Source organism: Halofilum ochraceum (assembly GCF_001614315.2).
Taxonomy (GTDB): domain Bacteria; phylum Pseudomonadota; class Gammaproteobacteria; order XJ16; family Halofilaceae; genus Halofilum; species Halofilum ochraceum.
Window position 1 is genome coordinate 292301 of sequence record NZ_LVEG02000005.1, and the last position, 21111, is coordinate 313411.

Annotated in this window: 14 protein-coding genes and 7 tRNA genes; 5 read left to right on the plus strand and 16 right to left on the minus strand. The window is 64.8% G+C overall.

Annotated elements, in window-relative coordinates:
- The first annotated feature begins 1 nt into the window (after position 1).
- The gene (locus A0W70_RS07800) at positions 2-2761 is read left to right on the plus strand and encodes a response regulator (protein WP_070988724.1); all 2760 of its coding nucleotides are present in this window, start codon (positions 2-4) and stop codon (positions 2759-2761) included.
- Positions 2762-2767: 6 nt separating this feature from the next.
- Positions 2768-2893 carry a hypothetical protein gene (locus tag A0W70_RS17245; protein WP_281182036.1) on the plus strand — a complete coding sequence of 42 codons (126 nt, stop codon included), beginning with the start codon at positions 2768-2770 and terminating at the stop codon, positions 2891-2893.
- A 43-nt stretch (positions 2894-2936) separates the two neighbouring features.
- On the opposite strand, the gene pdxJ is transcribed toward A0W70_RS17245, so the two are convergent.
- On the minus strand, positions 2937-3695 hold the full coding sequence (gene pdxJ / locus A0W70_RS07805; protein ID WP_070988726.1) for a pyridoxine 5'-phosphate synthase: 759 nt from the start codon (positions 3693-3695) through the stop codon (positions 2937-2939).
- Between the two features lie 136 nt (positions 3696-3831).
- Between pdxJ and A0W70_RS07810 the strand changes: the two genes are divergently transcribed.
- Both A0W70_RS07810 and A0W70_RS07815 read left to right on the plus strand, forming a co-directional pair.
- Positions 3832-6054 carry a CHASE2 domain-containing protein gene (locus A0W70_RS07810; protein ID WP_070988729.1) on the plus strand — a complete coding sequence of 741 codons (2223 nt, stop codon included), beginning with the start codon at positions 3832-3834 and terminating at the stop codon, positions 6052-6054.
- 141 nt (positions 6055-6195) lie between these two features.
- The gene (locus tag A0W70_RS07815) at positions 6196-6975 is read left to right on the plus strand and encodes an enoyl-ACP reductase FabI (RefSeq protein WP_070988732.1); all 780 of its coding nucleotides are present in this window, start codon (positions 6196-6198) and stop codon (positions 6973-6975) included.
- A 167-nt stretch (positions 6976-7142) separates the two neighbouring features.
- Here the strand turns inward: A0W70_RS07815 and A0W70_RS07820 are convergent, their stop codons facing one another.
- The 14 genes from A0W70_RS07820 to gltX all read right to left on the minus strand — a co-directional run bounded on the left by A0W70_RS07820 (position 7143) and on the right by gltX (position 18414).
- A complete protein-coding gene (locus A0W70_RS07820) occupies positions 7143-9065 on the minus strand; it encodes a SurA N-terminal domain-containing protein (protein WP_070988734.1) in 1923 nt (640 codons plus the stop codon).
- Between the two features lie 95 nt (positions 9066-9160).
- Positions 9161-9237, minus strand: a tRNA-Asp gene (locus A0W70_RS07825).
- Between the two features lie 6 nt (positions 9238-9243).
- Positions 9244-9319, minus strand: a tRNA-Val gene (locus tag A0W70_RS07830).
- Positions 9320-9335: 16 nt separating this feature from the next.
- On the minus strand, positions 9336-9626 hold the full coding sequence (locus A0W70_RS07835; protein ID WP_281182038.1) for an HU family DNA-binding protein: 291 nt from the start codon (positions 9624-9626) through the stop codon (positions 9336-9338).
- Positions 9627-9932: 306 nt separating this feature from the next.
- Positions 9933-12314 carry an endopeptidase La gene (gene lon / locus A0W70_RS07840; protein ID WP_075109852.1) on the minus strand — a complete coding sequence of 794 codons (2382 nt, stop codon included), beginning with the start codon at positions 12312-12314 and terminating at the stop codon, positions 9933-9935.
- Positions 12315-12600: 286 nt separating this feature from the next.
- A complete protein-coding gene (gene clpX, locus A0W70_RS07845; protein WP_070988739.1) occupies positions 12601-13908 on the minus strand; it encodes an ATP-dependent Clp protease ATP-binding subunit ClpX in 1308 nt (435 codons plus the stop codon).
- A gap of 130 nt (positions 13909-14038) precedes the next feature.
- Positions 14039-14638: an ATP-dependent Clp endopeptidase proteolytic subunit ClpP gene (gene clpP, locus A0W70_RS07850; RefSeq protein ID WP_070988942.1), complete on the minus strand. Its 600-nt coding sequence runs from the start codon at positions 14636-14638 to the stop codon at positions 14039-14041.
- Positions 14639-14676: 38 nt separating this feature from the next.
- Positions 14677-15981 carry a trigger factor gene (gene tig, locus A0W70_RS07855; protein ID WP_070988742.1) on the minus strand — a complete coding sequence of 435 codons (1305 nt, stop codon included), beginning with the start codon at positions 15979-15981 and terminating at the stop codon, positions 14677-14679.
- An 88-nt stretch (positions 15982-16069) separates the two neighbouring features.
- Positions 16070-16159, minus strand: a tRNA-Leu gene (locus A0W70_RS07860).
- A 90-nt stretch (positions 16160-16249) separates the two neighbouring features.
- Positions 16250-16325 (minus strand) — tRNA-Lys (locus A0W70_RS07865).
- 288 nt (positions 16326-16613) lie between these two features.
- Positions 16614-16689: transfer RNA gene (locus A0W70_RS07870), tRNA-His, on the minus strand.
- A gap of 15 nt (positions 16690-16704) precedes the next feature.
- Positions 16705-16781, minus strand: a tRNA-Arg gene (locus A0W70_RS07875).
- A gap of 48 nt (positions 16782-16829) precedes the next feature.
- A tRNA-Pro gene (locus A0W70_RS07880) sits at positions 16830-16906 on the minus strand.
- A gap of 83 nt (positions 16907-16989) precedes the next feature.
- Positions 16990-18414, minus strand: coding sequence for a glutamate--tRNA ligase (gene gltX, locus A0W70_RS07885; RefSeq protein ID WP_070988745.1), 1425 nt, complete (start codon positions 18412-18414; stop codon positions 16990-16992).
- Positions 18415-18676: 262 nt separating this feature from the next.
- On the opposite strand from gltX, the gene A0W70_RS07890 reads away from it, so the two are divergent.
- A complete protein-coding gene (locus tag A0W70_RS07890; protein WP_070988748.1) occupies positions 18677-19435 on the plus strand; it encodes a UDP-2,3-diacylglucosamine diphosphatase in 759 nt (252 codons plus the stop codon).
- Between the two features lie 241 nt (positions 19436-19676).
- On the opposite strand, the gene A0W70_RS07895 is transcribed toward A0W70_RS07890, so the two are convergent.
- Positions 19677-21053, minus strand: a complete 1377-nt coding sequence (locus A0W70_RS07895; protein ID WP_139150792.1) for a DUF4139 domain-containing protein — start codon at positions 21051-21053, stop codon at positions 19677-19679.
- Positions 21054-21111 lie beyond the last annotated feature (58 nt).

Genomic DNA, 21111 nt, shown 5'->3' on the forward strand with positions numbered 1-21111 from the left:
CATGAAGAACTGGAGTATCCAGCGCCGCGTCCTCCTGATCGCGCTGCTGCCCGCCGCGCTGCTGGCAGTCGTACTCTCCGTCTACAATGCGTATCAGCAGATTCAGGTCGCGGAGCGCCACGCACTGGAGCACGCGCGCGCGGTCGCGGCCAAGATCGGACCGGTTGCCGCGCATGTCGTTATGGCGGCGGACGACGGTGCGCTCCTCGAGGGGCTGACGAATTCGCTCATCACCGGACGCACGTCGATCGCGGGGATCACCATCCGGGATCAAGGCGGCAACGTCCTCCTGCATGCGCCGCCCGATGAAACCGTCGAAGCGAATACCGGCGACGACGCCGTACGTATCACCCACCCCATCGGCAGTCCATCGTCCGCCTCATCCCCGCCAGGCATCGCTGGGAATTCCGACGCCCCGCTTGGCTCCGTCGATATTACGGTCGACCTCGCCCAAGCCCGACAGGAACAGATCGGGCCGTTGCTCGAGGGGCTTGCCCTGGCGGTGATTGCACTCGGTATCACGGCCCTCGTAGCCGTACGGATCGGCCGCAGCGTGACCGATCCGGTCCACGAACTCGTACGCGGTATCGAGAGGATACGTGAGGGTGACTACGACTATCGGCCGCGTGTCGCGTCGGGCGGTGAGCTCGGGCAGCTCGAACGTGGCGTGCGGGAACTTACCGTAGGTATCGAGGGCACGAAACGCTCGCTCAATGAACGCATTGAGGAGGCCACCTCCGAGTTACAGGCCACACTGGCGAAACTCGAGGAGCGCAACGCCGAGCTCGAGTCGGCGCGGCGGGAAGCCGAAGCCGCAAGTGAATTCAAGTCACGCTTCCTCGCGAACATCAGTCACGAAATCCGTACGCCGATGAATTCCATTCTCGGGTTCACGGAACTGCTCGGTCGCGCTGACCTCGATCCGGTGTATGCCGATTACCTGGTGACGATCCAGAGTTCCGCCCAGAGCCTGCTCAGCCTGCTCAACGGCATACTCGATCTGTCGAAGATCGAGTCGGGGCACATGGAACTGGAATACGCGGACACGGATGTCAACGAACTCCTGTTCGAGACATTCAACCTGCTCGCCCCTCAGGCTTTCGCCAAAGGCGTTGAATTCGTCGTAAAACCCGCCCCGCGCCGGCACTCGGCGGTACGGGTCGATGCCGTCCGCCTCAATCAGGTCCTGATCAATCTGGCCAGCAACGCTGTGAAATTCACGGATCAGGGGCTTGTCCAGATCGGTGCCCATGCGGTGTCACGTGCGGACGGTGGCGTCGCGCTGACGTTCTCCTTCCGCGATACCGGACGCGGCATCCCGCATGAGGCGCAGGCCCGCCTTTTCCAGGCGTTTGCGCAGGGGGAAGACGTGTGCGGTGAACAGCGTCCACGTGCCACGGGAACCGGCCTCGGTCTCCATATCGCGAGTGAAATCGTGTTCCTGATGGACGGTCTGATCGAATTCCGCAGTGAACCCGGTGCCGGCTCGGAATTCTGGTTTACGCTCGAGCTGGAGCAGGCACATACCGCATTGGGCCGCAACGAGCGTGGACCGCGGCGGCGGGTCGCGCTGGTCATCGATGGCGATCCGGATTTCATCGCCACACACGTCGACATCCTGGCCATGGCCGGCATCGACGCCGATCCGGTTGCGACCGACCGTCCGACTTCCGACTGGCCGGACATGGCTGCCCTGGACGCGACCCTCGTCCACATTCCGGCCAGGGACATACACGACGGGAAAATGACCTTACCCGCATCCATCCCGAGCAGCGACATCCCCGTATTCGCGTATATCTACGCGGAAGACCCCGAGATCCATCGGCGGCTGCTCGACGAGGGATTCGGACATGTTGTGCAGAAAACGCCCGACCCGCGGGTCCTGCGGGATGCGCTCGAACGCGCCCTGGACCAACCCGGCCACGAGGGGGCCCGTCCCCCATGGTCGGACCACGCAGGCCTGGGGTCCAACGGCAGTCCGCCCGCGAAGGTCCTGGTGGTCGACGATCAGCCGGTCAACCTGAAGCTCCTCGAATCATTCCTCGAGGGCACGGGCTGGGAAACGGTGGCCGCGACCGGCAGCGACGAAGCCCTCTATCATGCCCGGCTGACGCGGTTCGACGCGATCCTCATGGACATTCATCTGCCGGAGCGCGACGGCATCGAGACGAGCGCAATGTTGCGGACGCCCGGCGAACTCAATGCTCACACGCCGATCCTCGCGATCACGGCGGACGCATTCGCCGATCAGGCGCACGCGGCGATGGCCGCCGGCATGAACGATGTACTGGTCAAGCCGGTCAGCCGCGCGACGCTTCTGGAACGTCTTTCGCAGTGGTGCCACGCAGGGGAGCACGAAAGCGGTGCGACGGAATTTGACGAGAAAGACGGTGCACGCGCGGCGACCCCGCCACCGTATTACGATCCGGAAGATGCCCGGACCCGGGCCGGTGGGCGCAGCGGCGTCGCCGATGAGTTGTTCACGATGCTCTGCCAGCATCTCCCGTCGAGTCGCGCGGCACTGCGCTCGGCCCTGGACCGGGGCGACCCACAGGCCCTGCTCACCGCTGCCCATCGACTCAAAGGCGCAGCCGCATACTGCGGGGTGCCGCGGCTGCGTCACGACATCGCCAATCTCGAGGACCGTGTACGTAATGGGGATGACCCCACACAGGCCGTGAATACCGTCTGCGATACGATCGACGTGCTGCAGAAGATGGGCGAGAACGGTGCCACGGAGCCCCATTCGAGCAATCCCTGAGCCCGTATGGCGGACGATCGAGGGCCTGCAGTCACCGATCCGGGCATCCGTGGGAGGTCACCGCTGATCCCCGAGAAGCGCGTTCAGTGGCGCGTATTCCCGGTCTCACGGGGACTGCACGACACGCTGTGACAACACCCGCCCCGCTGCGCGCCGCGCGCGCGGCTGAATGCGCTTATGGCCGTGCGTGGCGCATGAGGGTCTTCATCGCGCCGACCGCGTCGGGGAGACCGACGCTGAGCGCACGGGCTACGATCGCGTGGCCGATATTGAGTTCACGCACGCCGGGCAGCGCCGCGACCGCTTCCACGTTACCGTAATGGAGGCCATGTCCCGCATGCACGTACAGACCGGCATCGACACCATACTGTACCGCCCGCGCGAGACTCTCCAGCTCGTGTCGACGCGCCGCATCGCCGGCGGCATCCGCATAACGGCCCGTATGAATCTCGACCGCATGCGCGCCCACTTCAGCCGCGGCATCGATCTGCGCCGGATCCGGATCGATGAAGAGTGAAACCTGGATGCCGGCCGCTGCGAGACGCGGGCATATCTCACCCAGCCGTGACCCGGCCGCGCTCACGTCGAGTCCGCCCTCGGTGGTCAACTCCTCGCGCCGCTCCGGCACGATGCAACAGTCGTGCGGTTGCAGGTCTTCGGCGATCGAGACCATCTCATCCGTGGCCGCCATCTCCAGGTTAAGACGGCAGTCGACATGTTCGCGCACCCGGTATACATCGCGGTCCTGGATATGCCGACGGTCTTCACGCAGATGCATGGTAATCCCGTCCGCACCCGCCTCGGCCGCCTGAAACGCCGCGAACAGAGGATCCGGATACCGCGTCCCGCGGGCCTGTCGAACGGTCGCGATATGATCGATATTCACGCCAAGTCTGATCGTGCCATTGCCCACGCGAGTCTCCCCTGATTCCATACCCGATCCGGTCTGCGGACACTACCAGCAAGCCCGTGCCCCGGCCACACAGTAGTGGTGATCGGTCGCTTCTGCTATGGTCGGCGCCATTCCCTGCAGTGCATCCAGTCCAGAGACCAGATGAAACCCACCTGACGTGTCCACTCAACGCTACATCCGGATCGGCATCAGCCTGCTTCTGATCGTGCCCTTCCTGCTGCACGCGACCGGGGTATTGCGACTGGGTTTTCTCGAACAACTCGAAAACATGGCCTATGACGCGCGGCTTCAGCTTACGCTGCCGGGCACGGTCGATGAGCGCGTGGTCATCGTAGCGATCGACGAAGCCAGCCTCAACGAAGTCGGCCGCTGGCCATGGTCACGCGACGTTCTGGCGCGGATGGTCGACCGGCTATACGACCACTACAACGCGGACACCGTGGGCTTTGATGTCGTGTTCGCCGAACGCGATGAGAGTTCCGGTCTCCAGATCCTTCAGCGGCTCGCCGACGGATCCTTGTCCGACAACCCGGACTTTCTTGAGGCCTATCGTCGACTGGCACCGAAGCTTGATCGCGACCGCACGTTCGCGCGCGCCCTGCAGGACCGGAATACCGTGCTCGGGTTCTTCTTCCGCAACAGTGTCGACCCGGAGTCCGACGAATCCGTCGGCATGCTGCCCCCGGCGCTCGATGCCTCCGGGGCCGATGGACTCGAACAGCTGCCGATCCTCACGCCCCAGGGTTACGGGGCCAACCTGCCGGTCCTGCAGGAAGCGGCCGCGAGCGGCGGATTCTTTGACAATCCCCTCGTCGGCCGTGACGGCGTCTTTCGCCGCGTACCTCTGATCCAGGCGTACGAGGGCGATCTGTACGGCCTTCTGGCCTTTGAAACCGCGCGCGCCGCCCTCGACTGGCCCGAGGTCGAACTCGAAGTGGCACGCGAGGGCAACGGTTATCAGGCGGTAGAGTCGGTACGCATGGGTTCCCGTGAAATCCCGGTCGACGAACAGGGTGCGGTGCTCGTGCCCTACCGGGGGCCACAACACAGTTTCCCCTATGTCTCGGCCGCGGATATCCTGAACGGTACCGCCGACCCCGCCGTGCTCGAGGATCGCATCGTTCTCGTCGGCGCGACCGCGGCGGGCCTGCTCGATCTGCGCTCCACGCCCGTCCAGAACGTCTATCCCGGAGTCGAGGTCCACGCGAATATCGTCTCCGGCATCCTCGATGAACGCATCAAGCGGCGGCCGGCCTACCTGCTCGGCTATGAATTCATTATCCTGGCCCTTGTGGGGATCGGCCTGACCGCGCTGCTGCCGCTGCTGCCTCCACTCTGGCTTTCAGCGGCGATCACGGGTATCACCGCCCTGCTCCTGGCGACCAACGTCATGGCCTGGAACGGCGCCAACCTGGTCCTGCCGCTTGCGTCCCCTCTGGTCCTGGTGGCGCTGCTGTTCATTTTCCATGTAGCCTGGGGCTTTTTCGTTGAAACGCGCGGCAAACGCCAGCTCGCGAAACTGTTCGGCCAGTACATACCCCCTGAACTGGTCGAAGAGATGGACAAGGCGCCGGAAGAGGTTTCACTCGCCGGCGAAAGCCGGGAGATGACGGTCCTGTTCTCCGACGTGCGCGGATTCACGGGTATCTCCGAGAATCTCGAACCCTCGGAGCTGACTCGCCTGATGAATGCCTTCCTGACACCAATGACACGGGTCATCCATCAGCATCGGGGTACCATCGACAAGTACATGGGTGATGCAATCATGGCGTTCTGGGGCGCACCGCTCGCGGATCCGGATCACGCGCGGCATGCCCTGTACGCCGCATGGGAAATGCAGCAGACGATGAAGGATCTGCAGCCGCAGTTCGAGCGCGAAGGCTGGCCCGCGCTCGAGGTGGGAATCGGCCTCAACAGCGGCGTAATGAACGTCGGCAACATGGGCTCCGAGTTCCGCATGGCCTACACCGCACTGGGCGATGCAGTGAACCTGGGCTCACGCCTGGAGGGGCTCACGCGGACGTACGGTGTCGACATGATCGTCAGCGAAACGACCCGCCACGCCGTACCGGAATTCGAATTCCGCGAACTGGACGTCGTTCGGGTCAAGGGCAAGGACCGCCCGGTCGCGATCTATGAACCGATCGGCCCGATCGACGAAGTGGAACGGGAAACGCGCAAGGCCATCAAGCGCTACCACGCCGCCCTGGAGAAGTATCGCCAGCGTGACTGGGATGACGCCGAACGCGAGATATTCTCGCTGTCCCGTGAATATCCTGATGACACCGTATACGCCATGTATCTCGACCGGATCATGCACTTCCGTAACCATCCGCCGCCGGATGACTGGGATGGCGTGTTCACCCATCAGACCAAATAGCGGGCGGCACGCACCGGGCAACCCCCTGGCGACCACACAGGGCGGATCACGGGCATCGCTGGGGAGAGGCGAGGCGCCGTTTGTCGTAATGGGCATCGCTGGACTATTATTCGCCCCTCTCTATCAATGACGGAAGGACAAATGGGCTTTCTCAACGGCAAGCGCGCACTGATCACGGGTGTTGCGAGCAAGCGCTCGATCGCATGGGGCATCGCCGAGGCGATGCATGCACAGGGCGCCGAACTGGCCTTTACGTATCAGAATGAACGGCTGGAATCCCGCGTCCGCGATCTTGCCGGACAGCTCGACAGCGACTTTCTGATGCCCCTCGACGTGGCCGATGACGCGCAGATCGACGCGCTCCCGGACGCCATCCAGTCGCGCTGGGATGGTCTCGATATTATCGTGCATGCGGTCGCGCACGCACCGCGGGACCATCTCGATGGCGATTACCTCGAGAATCTCACGCGCGAAGGCTTCAGCCAGGCGCACGACATCAGTTCCTACAGCCTCGCCGCCATGGGCAAGGCGCTCCGTCCGTTGCTCACCGACCAGAGCGCGATTCTGACCCTGACCTACCTTGGCGCCGAACGCGCGATGCCGAACTACAACGTGATGGGTGTCGCGAAGGCGAGCCTGGAGGCGAACGTTCGCTATATGGCCTACGCCATGGGCCCGTCGGGCGTTCGGGTCAACGCCGTCTCGGCCGGGGCCATCCGTACGCTCGCGGCGTCGGGGATCGGGGATTTCCGCAAACTGCTCGATCAGGCCGAAAAGATGTCGCCGCTGCGCAAGAACGTCACGACCGAGGAAGTCGGCAACACGGCCGCATTCCTGTGCTCCGATCTCGCGTCGGGGATTACCGGCGAAATCGTCTACGTGGACGCGGGCGCGAACTTCACCGTTGCAGTCGACGTCTGAAGCCGTTCCGCAATGACGGCCGGCTCCGCCGGACCTTTTGCATAGACGGCCACAGCGGCCTCGCGGGCCTTACACAGGCCTTATAAACGGGAAGGGAAAGGGGGAGGCTGGCACCATTCGGTACCGCGCCGGCGGTCCCCCGGCCCGCCCGGCTTCATCCAGCCGGGTCAGCCTCCGGAGCCTGACCCGCCGCCATCGCGCCGGGTGATATCGGCCTCGGCGCGTAACGCCTCCATCCACGCCCGGAACTCCGCCTCGGACTGTATGCGCGCCCGCCGCTGGTTGGTCTGTGCAAGCGTGTCCTCCACCACCTCGGGGTAGCGGATTTCCCGCACGGCGACCACGGCCCGCGTGCCACCGCTCAGCGTGAGATCCGCGTAAGACGCGTCCGACCCCGGCGGCGCCAGCCCAAAAGCGGTTTCGAGCAGATTACGGCTTACGTCACTCGCACCGCGACGGACCCAGCCATGCTCAACCAGGTCCACGCCGTCACCCTCCGCAGCGATCTCCTCGAAGCTCGCACCGTTATTGAGGCGCTCGATCACCGACTGCGACCACTCGCGCATCCGGGTCTCAATCCGTTCGGACTCAACCCGTTCCCGCACTTGCGCACGGACCTCATCCAGCGGTCTGGGCTGCGGCTCCCGGTGGTCGGTCACGCGGATCACGGCGATGCGGCGCTCACCCAGTTCGATCACATCGCTGTTGCGGCGCTCATCCAGCACAGTGGGGCTGAACGCCGCCTCGCGAACCGCTTCGTTCGAACCGATGCCTTCACCAGAATCACGCGAGATCCACTCGCTGCGCTGAACGGGAACCCCCGTCGCTTCGGCGACCACCTCCAGGCTGTCCGGGTTCTCATAGGCCGTATTCTGAAGGACGTCGACACGCTCGTAGAAACGATCCTGTGCACGGCGTGTCCGCAGGTCATCGCGGATCTCGTCCTTCACCTCCTCGAACGGTTCCTGTTCCCGCTCGCGGACATCCAGCAACTTGATCAGATGATAACCATAGGTCGTGCGCACGGGCTCGCTGACGCTGCCTTCCCCCGAGAGCGCGAACAGCGCCTCTTCGAAGGGCTCGACCATCATCCCGCGTTTGACGGCCCCAAGATCGCCACCTTGGCGCGCCGAGCCGCTGTCGTCCGAGTATTCCCGGGCGAGCTCTGCAAAATCCGCACCGTCCTCAAGGCGTTCCCGCAGGGAACGGATTTCGTCCAGGGCCTGCTGCTCGGTGTCCTCGGTGGCGTCTTCGGGCACCTCGATCAGGATATGAGCCGCTTCGCGTTCCGAGGCACTGCGATATCGTTGGCCCGCCGATTCGTATTCGCGGCGGAGATCCTCCTCCGACACCTCGACCTGTTCCTTGAGCGCCTCGATATCCAGTTCCACCCATGCGACGCGAACCTGCTCCGGCGTCCGGAATCGTTCCCGGTTCTCCTGGTAATACGTCTCGACGGCCTCCTCTTCGACCTCGACCGCCGCACTGGCGGCATCCCGCCCGTAGCGCAGAGACACCACCCGGCGTTCCTGGCCGGCCAGGCGGGCGAGCCGACGCGCCTCGGGCTCGAGCACGAACGACGAGCCGACGATAGCCTGCCGGAGTTGCTCAACCCGCGCACTGTCGCGAACGCGCGTCTCGTACTGGCTCGGAGTCAATCCCGATTGTCCCAGGATCTGGCGGTAGAGATCGCGGTCAAAACCACCATCCCGCTGGAACATGGATTGCCCGCGGATGCGCTCCGCAAGTGCTTGTTCGCCGAGCTGCAGATTCGCATCGGCGGCGGTCTGTTCCAGCAGTTCACGGGAAATCAGTTGCTCGAGAACACGCTCGCGCAGCATCTGATCGGAAAAGGCTTCCGGAAGGCTGCCACCGAACCGTTCGCTCAATGTCTGGCGCTGCTGCGCGACCAGACGCTCGACCTGGCGGCTCGGGATCTCTTCACCGTTCACCGTTACGGCAGCGGTCTGGGCGCCACCGCCCATATAGGCCTGGATACCCCAGAGGGCGAAAGGTACGGAGATGATTCCAACGATGGTGTAACCGAGCCACCGGGAACCGCGGATACGATCCTTGAACGACTGGAGCATGGGCGAAGTTCGATCGAGGCCGGGATGAGGTATGTGTGAAGCGGACCAGAAAATTTCGGGGCGCCCGATGGCGCCCCGAAACAGCTTCCTGAAAATGGCGGAGCGGACGGGACTCGAACCCGCGACCCCCGGCGTGACAGGCCGGTACTCTAACCGACTGAGCTACCGCTCCGGAACCTGGTGGGTGCTGAGGGATTTGAACCCCCGACATTCGCCTTGTAAGGGCGACGCTCTCCCAGCTGAGCTAAGCACCCGGCGCGCTGAAGCGCGCTAGTTTACGGTATCTTTAAGCGCTTTGCCAGCCTTGAAGCTCGGCACGCGCGATGCCGCGATATTGATCGTTTCACCGGTGCGCGGGTTGCGGCCCTGACGGGCCTCACGCTTGCGCGTCAGGAATGTACCGAAACCGACCAGTGATACCTGGTCGCCCTGCTTGAGCGTGCCGCCGATCACGTCAACCATCGCATCGACCGCCTTCTGCGCCGTCGATTTCGGGATATCAGCGTTCTCAGCGACGGCCTCAACGAATTCAGACTTGTTCATCGATTCATCCCTCTGCAGTTGTTCTGATAGCAAGCACCGCGACCGGGCTCCATACGGGCGTCTTTACCCCGGCGCCGCATACTCGAAAGCCTCTACCATCGCGCCCCGTATCGGCGCCAGTGTGGGTAGCAAGTTGTTCTGCCTGTCCGATCCGGAAGTATCGGTCTTGGGGCCACTTGCGCGGGGCAGGCTGCCTGTCCGGACCGCGAAGTTTATAGCAAGCGCCAATCCGGGGTGTCAAACGTGCCGATGGCCCATCAACACGCTTACCGGGCCCCGCCGGTCGACGAGTATACGTGACCATCGGGGCCGGGCAAACCTCAATCAATGGTGCCGCAGGGGACCGGACGTATCCGGCTCATCACCGTCCTCGCGGGGGCTCACCGCCGGCATCCGCGCGGCTTCCTTTTCGGCCTCGGCGATTTCCTCTTCGGTCAATGGAACGGGCATCTTCTGCAGTGCGAGTTCCAGCGCCTCATCGATCCAGCGAACCGGTCGTATGTCGAGGCCAGCGCGGATATTTTCCGGAATCTCGCTGAGATCCTTGCGGTTCTCCTGCGGGATGATCACCGTCTTCAGACCACCTCTGTGAGCGGCCAGCAGTTTCTCTTTCAGACCGCCGATCGGCAGCACTTCACCGCGAAGCGTTATCTCGCCCGTCATACCGACATCCGCCCGCACGGGAATGCCCGTGAGTGTCGATACCAGGGCCGTGCACATTGCCACGCCCGCACTCGGCCCATCCTTCGGCGTCGCGCCCTCGGGCACGTGGATATGGATATCCCGTTTTTCATGGAAACCGGGTCGCAGCCCAAGCGTGGGTGCACGGCTGCGCACGACAGTCAGTGCGGCCTGCACCGACTCCTGCATGACTTCACCGAGATGGCCGGTATGGCTCAGACGGCCCTTGCCGTACGGCATCACGGCCGCTTCTACATTGAGCAGCTCTCCACCGACCTCGGTCCAGGCGAGGCCCGTGACCTGGCCGATCTGATCCTGCTCTTCCGCAAGACCGTAACGATACCGGCGGACACCGAGGTAGGTTTCGAGATCATCCGGCCCCACTGACACCGTGCCCTCACGGTCACCCTTCTGGACTTCCTTGACCACCTTGCGGCAGACCTTCGCGATCTCGCGTTCCAGGTTGCGAACGCCCGCTTCGCGGGTATACACCCGCACGATTTCACGGACCGCATCCTCGGAGAGATCGAGCTCACCTTCACGCAGACCGTTGTTCTTCATCTGCTTCGGCACGAGGTACCGTTGGGCGATCGCCACCTTTTCGTCCTCGGTGTAACCCGGGATCCGAATGACTTCGAGGCGATCCAGCAGCGCCGGCGGGATGTTCAGCGTGTTCGACGTTGCAACGAACATCACCTCCGAGAGGTCGAAATCCACCTCGAGGTAATGATCCTGGAACTTGTTGTTCTGTTCCGGATCGAGCACTTCAAGCAGAGCGGACGCCGGATCACCGCGGAAGTCCATCGACATCTTGTCGATTTCATCCAGCAGGAACAGCGGGTTTTTCTTCTCGACGCGACTCAGGGTCTGAATGATCTTGCCGGGCATCGAGCCGATATACGTGCGGCGATGGCCACGGATCTCCGCCTCGTCACGAATCCCGCCCAGCGACATACGCCCGAATTTGCGATTCGTCGCACGGGCGATCGACTGCCCGATCGACGTCTTGCCAACACCGGGCGGCCCGACCAGGCACAGAATCGGCCCCTTGAGACGTTTCACGCGCTGCTGGACGGCGAGGTATTCGAGGATGCGTTCCTTGACTTTCTCAAGTCCGTAGTGATCTTCCTCGAGAATCTCTCCGGCACGCTGCAGATCATGCTTGACCCGGGAACGCTTGTTCCACGGAACGGCGACCATCGTCTCGATGTAGTTCCGCACGACGGACGCTTCGGCCGACATCGGTGACATCATGCGCAGCTTGCCGAGTTCCGTCTCGGTCTTTTCCCGCGCCTCCTTCGGCATTTTGGCCTTGCGGATTTTCTCCGCGAGTTCTTCGGCCTCGTTGCCCGCCTCGTCGAGCTCACCCATCTCCTTCTGGATGGCCTTCATCTGCTCGTTGAGGTAGTACTCGCGCTGGCTCTTCTCCATCTGCTGCTTGACGCGCCCACGAAGCCGTTTCTCGATCTGGAGCAGATCGATCTCACCCTCGATGAGCGCCATCAGACGTTCAAGGCGCTCGTGCACATCCGGCATCTCGAGAAGATTCTGTTTCTCCTCGAGCTTGAGCGACATGTGCGCCGCGATGGTATCCGCGAGCCGCGATGCATCCTCGATTCCGGAGAGTGAATTGAGGACCTCTTCCGGCACCTTCTTGTTGAGTTTCACGTACTGCTCGAAAACGTTCATCACCGAACGCAGGAGGACCTGTTCCTCACGGTCCTCTCCGGGCGCCGTCTCTTCCAGCGTCTCCGGGACCGCGGTGAAGAACTCTTCGTCAGTCGGCGTGATCTGCGTCAGGCGCGCACGCTGGCCGCCCTCGACAAGCACCTTGATGGTCCCGTCCGGCAGCTTCAGCAACTGGAGGATGGTGGCGCGCGTGCCGATGTCGTAGAGATCCGCGATTCCGGGTTCGTCCACGTCCGCGCTGCGCTGGGCCACCAGCATGATCTCCCGGGACCCGCTCATGGCCGCATCGAGGGCCCGGATGGATTTCTCCCGGCCCACGAACAGCGGGATCACCATGTGCGGATAGACCACCACATCGCGCAACGGCAGGACCGCCACACTGTGGCCCGTCTCGGGGACGGTATTCGGCGTATTCTGTTCGTCGTGTTCCACCGGGAACTCCTGAAAATTCTGGAAAACTGGATTGGACGCCGCGGGCGTCCCTCGGTGCTACTTGGGGGAATGGGCTGGCGCTTTCAAGGGGCGCGCGGGCCTGTGAGAGGGACACTGGACCGGCCGCCGCGCGCGTGCCGACGGCAACCGGGTCGTCGGGGCGTACGCAGCGCGGCGGGAAAAAACCGGATCACTCGTCCGACGCGGCCCGCTTGTAGGGCGTATCCTCGAGCCGGGCGGGTTCCTCCTCATGCCCCTCGAAGACGAGGTACGGGCTCGCTTCGCCCCGCACCACCGCCTCATCGATCACCACGCGGCTGACGTTCTCGAGTGACGGGAGGTCGTACATCGTGTCCAGCAGCACCCCCTCGATAATGGTGCGCAGGCCCCGCGCGCCCGTATTGCGCTCCATGGCCCGTTGGGCCACGGCGTACAGGGCGGATTCGCGCATCTCGAGTTCGCAGCCCTCCATCTCGAAGAGCTTGGCGTACTGTTTGATGATCGCGTTCTTCGGCTCCGTCAGAATCCGGACCAGCGCGTCCGCGTCGAGTTCCTCGAGTGTCGCGACAACCGGGAGCCGGCCCACGAATTCTGGGATCAGGCCATAGGAAATCAGGTCTTCGGGTTCGACGCCCTGCAGAACCTCACCCACATTGGCCCGCTCGTCGCGTGTTTTTACCTCGGCCGAGAAGCCGACCCCGCCCTGTTCGGAGCGGTCCCGGATGACCTTCTCCAGGCCCGCGAACGCGCCCCCGACGATGAACAGCATGTTCGAGGTATCGACCTGCAGGAACTCCTGCTGCGGGTGCTTGCGCCCGCCCTGCGGCGGCACGGAGGCTACCGTGCCCTCCATGAGCTTCAGCAGCGCCTGCTGCACGCCCTCCCCGGATACGTCACGCGTGATCGAGGGGTTGTCCGACTTGCGCGAGATCTTGTCGATCTCATCGATATAGACGATGCCGTTCTGCGCCTTCTCGACGTCGTAGTCGCACTTCTGCAGGAGCTTCTGGATGATGTTCTCGACATCCTCGCCCACGTAACCGGCCTCGGTGAGCGTCGTCGCATCGGCGATCGTGAACGGGACGTTCAGCATCCGCGCCAGGGTCTCGGCCAGCAGCGTCTTCCCCGACCCGGTTGGGCCGATCATCAGGATATTGCTCTTGGCGAGCTCGATCTCATCCCGGGTCTGGCGGAATTCCAGTCGCTTGTAGTGGTTGTACACCGCTACCGACAGGATTTTCTTCGCCCGTCCCTGACCGATGACGTATTCATCAAGGGTCGTGTTGATCTCGGTGGGCCTGGGCAGCCGCGTCGTGGACGCGCGATTGGCGTCCTGCATCTCCTCGCGGATGATGTCGTTGCAGAGATCGACGCACTCGTCGCAGATGAACACCGAGGGTCCGGCGATCAGTTTGCGCACTTCGTGCTGGCTTTTGCCGCAGAAAGAGCAATACAGCAGCTTGCCGGATTCCTGCTTGTCGTCGTGCTGGTCGGTCATGGGAAATCGCGCCCCGCGGGCTCGCGTGGAGACGGATTCACAATGCCGATTTCAGGGGGGTTTTGCAAGCTCGGCAGAGGGCTCCAGACGCCGTTGCGGCCCGTGTGAAGAGGGTTTGGACGGGGCCCGATCAGGCCCCGCCTTCCTGGTCGCGGTTGGCCACGACCCGATCGACGAGGCCGTATTCCACGGCCGCGTCGGCACTCATGAAGTAATCCCGCTCGGTATCCTCGCGGACCTTTTCCAGCGGCTGGCCGGTATGGTGCGCGAGGATCCCGTTCAGCCGATCCCGGGTATTGAGGATCTCGCGGGCGTGGATATCGATATCCGTCGCCTGGCCCTGGTAACCCCCGAGCGGCTGGTGAATCATCACCCGGGAGTGCGGCAGGATATGCCGTTTCCCGGCGGTCCCGGCAGCGAGCAGGAGCGCCCCCATACTCGCGGCCTGGCCCACGCACAGGGTATTCACGTGCGGCTTGATGAACTGGATCGTGTCGTAAATCGACAGCCCCGCCGTGACCGCGCCACCGGGCGAGTTGATATACAGCGAGATATCCTTGTCCGGATTCTCCGATTCCAGATACAGCAGCTGCGCGACCACGAGGTTCGCGACCTGGTCCTCGACCGGGCCGACCAGGAACACGACCCGTTCCTTCAACAGGCGCGAAAAGATGTCGTACGAGCGCTCGCCCCGTGGCGTCTGCTCGACAACCATCGGCACCAGATTCATCGCGTACTCGTTATCGCTCAACGGATTGCTCCTAAAGCCTACTGGCCATTCTGTTGCTGCATGACTTCGTCGAAGTTCGTCTGCTTCTCGGTAACGTTCGCCCGTTCGAGAATCCAGTCGACCACGCGGTCCTCGACCACCATGGCCTGGACGCCCTGCAGCATCTGCTGATTTTCATAGTAATGCTGCACAACCTGCTGCGGGTCATCGTAGGCGGAGGCCATCTCCTCGACCTTCTCGCGCACGGCTTCGTCGTCCGCCTGGATACCGTTGTTCTGGACCAGCTCCGAGAGCAGGAGCCCAAGCCGGACCCGGCGCAGCGCCTCTTCCCGGAACAGATCGTCGGGCAGCTGCTCATCGCCCATCTGACCGCCCAGGCGCTGCTTCATCTGCTCGCGCAGGCGACCGATCTCCTCGCTCACCAGCGCATCGGGCACGTCGATCGGATGACGCTGAACCAGCGCGTCCATCACCTGACGCTTCACCTGGGCCTCGAGCGCCTGTTTCAGCTCGCGCTCCATGTTCCGCCGCAGTCCGTCGCGCAGCTCATCGACCGAGCCGCTCTCGATCCCGAACTGGCGGGCGAACTCTTCGTCCACTTCCGGCAGCCGTCCGGCCTGGACCGACTTGCAGGTCACGGAGAACGTCGCATCGCGCCCGGCGAGTTCGCTGGAACCGTATTCTTCCGGGAACTTGACCTCGAGTTCGCGTTCTTCGCTCGGGCGGATTCCCTCGAGCTGGTCCTCGAAGCCATCGATCATGCGCCCGGCGCCGAGATCGACCGGCGTATCCTCGCCGGAGCCGCCCTCGAACGCCTCGCCGTCGATCCGGCCGACGAAATCGATCACGACCCGATCACCCTGCTCGGCGGGCCGGTCGACCTCCTCGAACTCCTGGCGCTGCTTCTGCAGCGTCTCGATCATGCCGTCGACGTCGGCCTCCGTGACCTCCGCCACCGGCTTCTCGACCGCGAGATCCGAGATCTCCCCGAGCTCGATCTCCGGGTAGACCTCGAACGTGGCCGTGTAGGCCATCCCGCCCTCGTCGGGCTGCTCATCGGCCGAGTCGATCCGGGGGGAACCGGCCGGCTGCATCTCGACCTGCGTGACCGCCTCCTGGAGCGTCGACTGAATGAGCTCGCCGACCACTTCCTGACGCACCTGCCCCCCATAGCGGGTACGGACCACGCGCATCGGCACCTTGCCGGGGCGGAACCCGTCCAGCCGCACCTGCTTCTGCAGCCGGTTGAGCCGCTCTTCAACGGCGCCTTCAATCCGATCACTCGGGATTTCGACCTTGAGCGTGCGCTCCAGGCCTTCCTGACGTTCGACCGACACCTGCATTCGGGATTACTCCGGACTGATCCGGCCGGGACACCGGCCGCTCAAACAGCAAAGCCCGCCGGCAACATGAGCCGCGGGCTCCTTGTCATGGTGCGAAAGGAGAGACTCGAACTCTCACGGGGGGTTGGCCCCCACTGGGACCTAAACCCAGCGCGTCTACCGGTTCCGCCACTTTCGCGCGGTCGCCGTGGCGACCACCATATTGTACCGCACCTGCTCCTGGATGCGGATCGGCACCCGCGCGGATCACGTGGATCCCCGCGATGGATGGTGGGCCGTGGAGGACTCGAACCTCCAACCAATTGATTAAGAGTCAACTGCTCTACCAATTGAGCTAACGGCCCGTATTTTCGTCGGTGACCGGGCGTCCTGCCCGGCACCTCCACGCTCACGCGGGACGCGGTCCCGCATTCGCTCCGCGCTGATGCGCGGCGGGCCTCCTGGCCCGCGGTCTCGTCGGTGACCGGGGCGTCCTGCCCGGCACCTCCACGCTCACGCGGGACGCGGTCCCGCATTCGCTCCGCGCTGATGCGCGGCGGGCCTCCTGGCCCGCGGTTTCGTCGGTGATCGGGCGTCCTGCCCGGCACCGCCACGCTCACGCGCGACGCGGCCCCGTATGGGCGTACTGAAACTGGGGTGACCGATGGGACTCGAACCCACGACAACCGGAATCACAATCCGGGGCTCTACCTACTGAGCTACGGTCACCATCGCTTGCTGAACTGGCGCGCCCGGCAGGACTCGAACCTGCTACCCTCGGCTTAGAAGGCCGATGCTCTATCCACATGAGCTACGGGCGCGGAACGCTCGGGCGCACCCGCCGTCCGTTTGCGCGGGTGACCGTCATGTGGTCGGGGCAGAGGGATTTGAACCCCCGACCCTCGGCTCCCAAAGCCGATGCGCTACCAGACTGCGCTATGCCCCGACGCCGAAACGTATCAGTGATCGCGTTCGGGCGCAGGCGCGGAAGTTTAGGGGAAGCCCCGGGGAGCGTCAATCGCCGATCGGTCAATCGGCGGCGCAGGCCCGCAGGCGTGCGGCCACCAGCTCTGGCGGCATCAACGGGACCACCGCGCCCAGTTCCGGCCCTTCCACCGCGTTGGTGAGCGCGGCGCGCAGCGGCCGGTACAGCCCACGGCCCTTGGCGCCGGCCGCCCTCCCCGTGGCTTTCGCCCAGGCACCGAAGTCCTCCGTCGGCGCAGGATCCTGCACGGCCAGGGCGGCGCGGAACAGTCCCGGGCCCGCGGCCGCGATCTCGGCGCGCGCGTCGCTGTCGGGCTCCGCCTCGGGGTCGAACAGGCGCCGCGCCCAGGCCCAGCCATCCTCCGGGAACAGGATGTTCGGGCGGACCGCCGCCGCGAACACGGGGCCATCAACCGGCAGTGCGACCGCGTCCTCCGGCGCACCGGCAGCCATCCATTCCCAGAGCGCATCCGCATCCAGGCGATCCAGGGCCTGGCGCTGCCAGCCGTCCAGAGCGGCTCCATCGTGGCGGGCGCCACCATGGGCAACCCGCGCCGGGTCGAAGGCCGCCGCCAGCGCATCGAGGTCCATGATGCCGTCGGCGGGCGGCGCAAATCCGATCCGCACGAGATGGTTGATCAGCGCTTCCGGGCGATAGCCGCGCGCGCGCAGTTCATCGAGCATCGCGCCGCCCCGGCGCTTCGACAACGGGCGGCCATCCATGTCCAGGATGAGGCCAAAGTGGCCATAGCGCGGTTGCTGCCCGTAGCCCAACGCGTTCAGCAGCAGCAGCTGACGCGGGGTGTTGGTGAGATGGTCCTCGCCACGCAAAACGTGCGTGACCGCCATCTCGGCATCGTCGACGGCGTTGGCGAGGAAAAAAGCCGGGGAGCCGTCCGAACGCGCGATGATGAAATCACCGATTTCGCGCAGGCGGGCCGTCTGGGAGCCCAGCACCAGATCACTGAACGTGATGGAACCCTCATCCGGGACCCGGAAGCGGATCGTCGGTACGCGCCCGGCGGCCTCGCGCTCGGCACGCTCTTCCGCGCTCAGATCCCGGCAGGTGCCCGGATAGCGCGGCGGTCGGCCCGCCGCGAGCTGACGCCGTCGCGCCTCCGCGAGTTCTTCCCGCGTGCAGTAGCAGCGATAGGCGTGCCCACTGTCCTGCAGGCGGGCGAGTGCGTCGTCATACAGGCGGGAACGCTCCGACTGCCGGTACGGCCCATGCGGACCGCCCTCCTCCGGGCCTTCGTCTACCGTCAGTCCAAGCCACCCGAGGGCATCGGTCAGCGCGGTAAGCGAGGCGTCCGCGCTGCGCTCGGCGTCGGTGTCCTCGCTGCGCAGAATAAACCGGCCACCGTGACCGCGCGCATACAGCCAGTTGAACAACGCCGTGCGGACGTTGCCCAGGTGGAGTGCCCCGGTCGGGCTCGGCGCGAAACGTGTTCGGATCGGGTCATCGGACATGGCGCGCGATGGTAGCAGAGCGTGACCGCCGATTCGTCATCCGACATCCGATTGACGCAGCTTTCGGTCGCCCTTCGCCCTTCGCCCTTCGCCCTTCGCCCTTCGCCCTTCGCCCTTCGCCCTTCGCCTGCCGCCTGCCGCCTGCCGCCTGCCGCCTGCCATCGACCCCACGCTCATCCACGATCCGGCCCTCCATGTCCAGCCGGTAGCTGACAGCCACCGCCACACAGTATGATCCGGACTCGACGAAAGGACCCGAACCATGGCCGACGCACCCGGGGCACAGTGGTCGGATGCCGCGACCGTATTGTTCATCGCGGATCTCCACCTCGATCCGGCCCGCCCACTGATGATCGACGCGTTCCGCGCCTTCTGCGAGGGGCCTGCACGCACGGCGAGGGCCGTCTACATCCTGGGCGATCTGTTCGAGGTGTGGATCGGTGACGATGACGACGACCCGGTCTGGGACCGGGTCATCGATGCGATCGGCAGGCTCTCCGCACACGGCGTGGCGGTCCACTTCATGCCCGGAAACCGTGATTTTCTCGTCGGCGACCGGCTGCTCGCGCGCACCGGCATGGTGCGGCTGGACGACATCGAGGTGATCACGCTTGGCGATCGCCGTACCCTGCTCTGTCATGGCGATACGCTGTGTACCGATGACACCGCCTACCAGACGTTCCGGCGCCAGGTCCGCAGCCCGGATTGGCAACGGGATTTCCTTGCCCGTCCCCTGGCCGAACGACGCCAGATCGCGGCGGGTCTGCGCGACGACAGCGGCGATGCGATGTCCGGCAAAAGTTCCGTCGAGATGGACGTCAATGCCGAAGCCCTGCGTGCGGTCTGCCGCGAGCAGTCGGTCGAGCGCGTGATCCACGGCCACACCCATCGACCGACTCGCGACCAATGGAGGGTTGACGGCACGACGGTCGAGCGCTGGGTGCTGGCCGACTGGTTCACGGCCGGATCGATGCTGCGCGCGCGGGAGGGCGAAATCGAGGCCGTCGACCTGTCTGACTGAAACCCGGCTTGCCAGGGCTCATGGTGCGTAGGCCGGCCTTGTGCGGTCCATGGATTTCGATACCGGCCGGGGGCATTCGACCGCGCAATGCCGGCATTCCCCGGCGGTTGCGGGTAGTGCATATGCCGATAGCGGGGGCGCCGGGAAAGGCCGGCCTACAGGCTCGCGGAAATGTTTCCATGGAGGTGCAGGTTCGAATTCCCGTACGCAGCCCGGATCGGCTCCATCGGATGCGGACCTGTCAGCGCTTGATTCGGACCCGATAACGCAACAGCCGTTCGCCGCCGCCCTCGATCTCGAATCGCCACACCGCCAGGTCCGCCGAAGCGCGCTCCCATTCGTCGCTCGCCTCGAGCATCTCCCATTCGCCCGGGATCGATTCCTCGATCCGGATCGATGCCTCGCGCTGCCCCGCATTGCGGACACGAATCTCACGGGTGACGGTTTCGGTCCGCTCATCCGGGCCGCGTTGCCAATCCGTGCGCCGCCGCTCCGCGACGATATCGAATGGGCGGCCGAGCGCGACCTCCACCTGTTCACCGGCGGCCCGGTCGCCAAGGCGATCGCCACCGACCAGGCGTACCCCCTCGTCGCCGGGGCGCGGCTCATACACCCGCAGCGTGCCGGCGGGCTGCGGCCGGTCACCGACCGTCCACGCCAGCGTGGTCGTCAGGGGAACGCTGCGCCAACCGGGGGCGGGTCCTTTCGTACCCGTGATCCGCGCGTCCGAACGGAGTACGTACTGACGCTCGACCGGGATCGAGGGGCGGTCGAACACCGCCACCGACGTACGTTCACCCGCTTCCAGTGTCACGGGACGCGGCAGTGCCAGGTGATAATAATCACCGGCCGCCTCGGGCGGCGCCGCCGCGTCACTCATGCTTCGCGCCTGCATCATTTCGGCCCCGTTGCCGCGATCGCCGCGCGGGATCGCGGGTTCTCCGGCGATCAACTCCACCCGGGCATCGCGCACCGCCATGCCGCTGGCGTTCGCAATCGACGCCCGCGCCTCCAGCCGCAGCCGGGAGCCATCGGCCGACAGCCTAGCGACGTAGTCCAGTGACCAGGCAAAGCCCTCGGCGAGATAATCGAGGCGCAACGGTTGTCGCCAGCGGCGATCGGTGGCGATATCGAGCGCGAGCCCGGGCGAACTCATGAGGGCATCGGGCACGCCGCCGGGAAATACCAGCCGCTCCGGCGTGAGCGGCCTTACACCGGCGTCCGTGCGGACCAGTAGCGGATCCGCTGAAACGATCTCACCGACGCCACCGTTATCGCCATTGGCCGCGGTGAAGCGGACCTCGCGGCCCACATAACCCTCGACCAGTCGCTGCAGCGTCAGGCGTTCCCCGCTCCGGCGGTATGCGCGCAGTTCCGGCGCTTCGCCGGCAAGGCGCACGCTGTCCCACTGGAGGGTATCGGCGACGTTTGGCCAAACGAGACGATGGTTTCCCGCCTCCAGATCAATCGGCCGCCGATCGCGCACGAGCGCGACCCCCGGTCGATACACGGTCAAATCGAGTTCCCGCTCCGCGGGTGCAGGGACGGGCTCTGCCGCACTCGCGGCAAGCGGCAAGAACAATAGCGGCAGGTACCAGCGCAGCGATCGTACAGGCACGGCTCTCTCTCCCGATCAGGGGTAGTTCAGGTCGGCATGATCCCGCGCGGCACGAGCA

Coding starts and splice junctions, on each gene's coding strand:
- A0W70_RS07800 (WP_070988724.1), top strand. CDS start 2: ATGAAGAACTGGAGTATCCAGCGCCGCGTCCTCCTGATCGCGCTGCTG.
- A0W70_RS17245 (WP_281182036.1), top strand. CDS start 2,768: ATGGCGGACGATCGAGGGCCTGCAGTCACCGATCCGGGCATCCGTGGG.
- pdxJ (WP_070988726.1), bottom strand. CDS start 3,695: ATGGAATCAGGGGAGACTCGCGTGGGCAATGGCACGATCAGACTTGGC.
- A0W70_RS07815 (WP_070988732.1), top strand. CDS start 6,196: ATGGGCTTTCTCAACGGCAAGCGCGCACTGATCACGGGTGTTGCGAGC.
- A0W70_RS07820 (WP_070988734.1), bottom strand. CDS start 9,065: ATGCTCCAGTCGTTCAAGGATCGTATCCGCGGTTCCCGGTGGCTCGGT.
- lon (WP_075109852.1), bottom strand. CDS start 12,314: ATGGTGATCCCGCTGTTCGTGGGCCGGGAGAAATCCATCCGGGCCCTC.
- clpX (WP_070988739.1), bottom strand. CDS start 13,908: ATGACCGACCAGCACGACGACAAGCAGGAATCCGGCAAGCTGCTGTAT.
- clpP (WP_070988942.1), bottom strand. CDS start 14,638: ATGAATCTGGTGCCGATGGTTGTCGAGCAGACGCCACGGGGCGAGCGC.
- tig (WP_070988742.1), bottom strand. CDS start 15,981: ATGCAGGTGTCGGTCGAACGTCAGGAAGGCCTGGAGCGCACGCTCAAG.
- gltX (WP_070988745.1), bottom strand. CDS start 18,414: ATGTCCGATGACCCGATCCGAACACGTTTCGCGCCGAGCCCGACCGGG.
- A0W70_RS07890 (WP_070988748.1), top strand. CDS start 18,677: ATGGCCGACGCACCCGGGGCACAGTGGTCGGATGCCGCGACCGTATTG.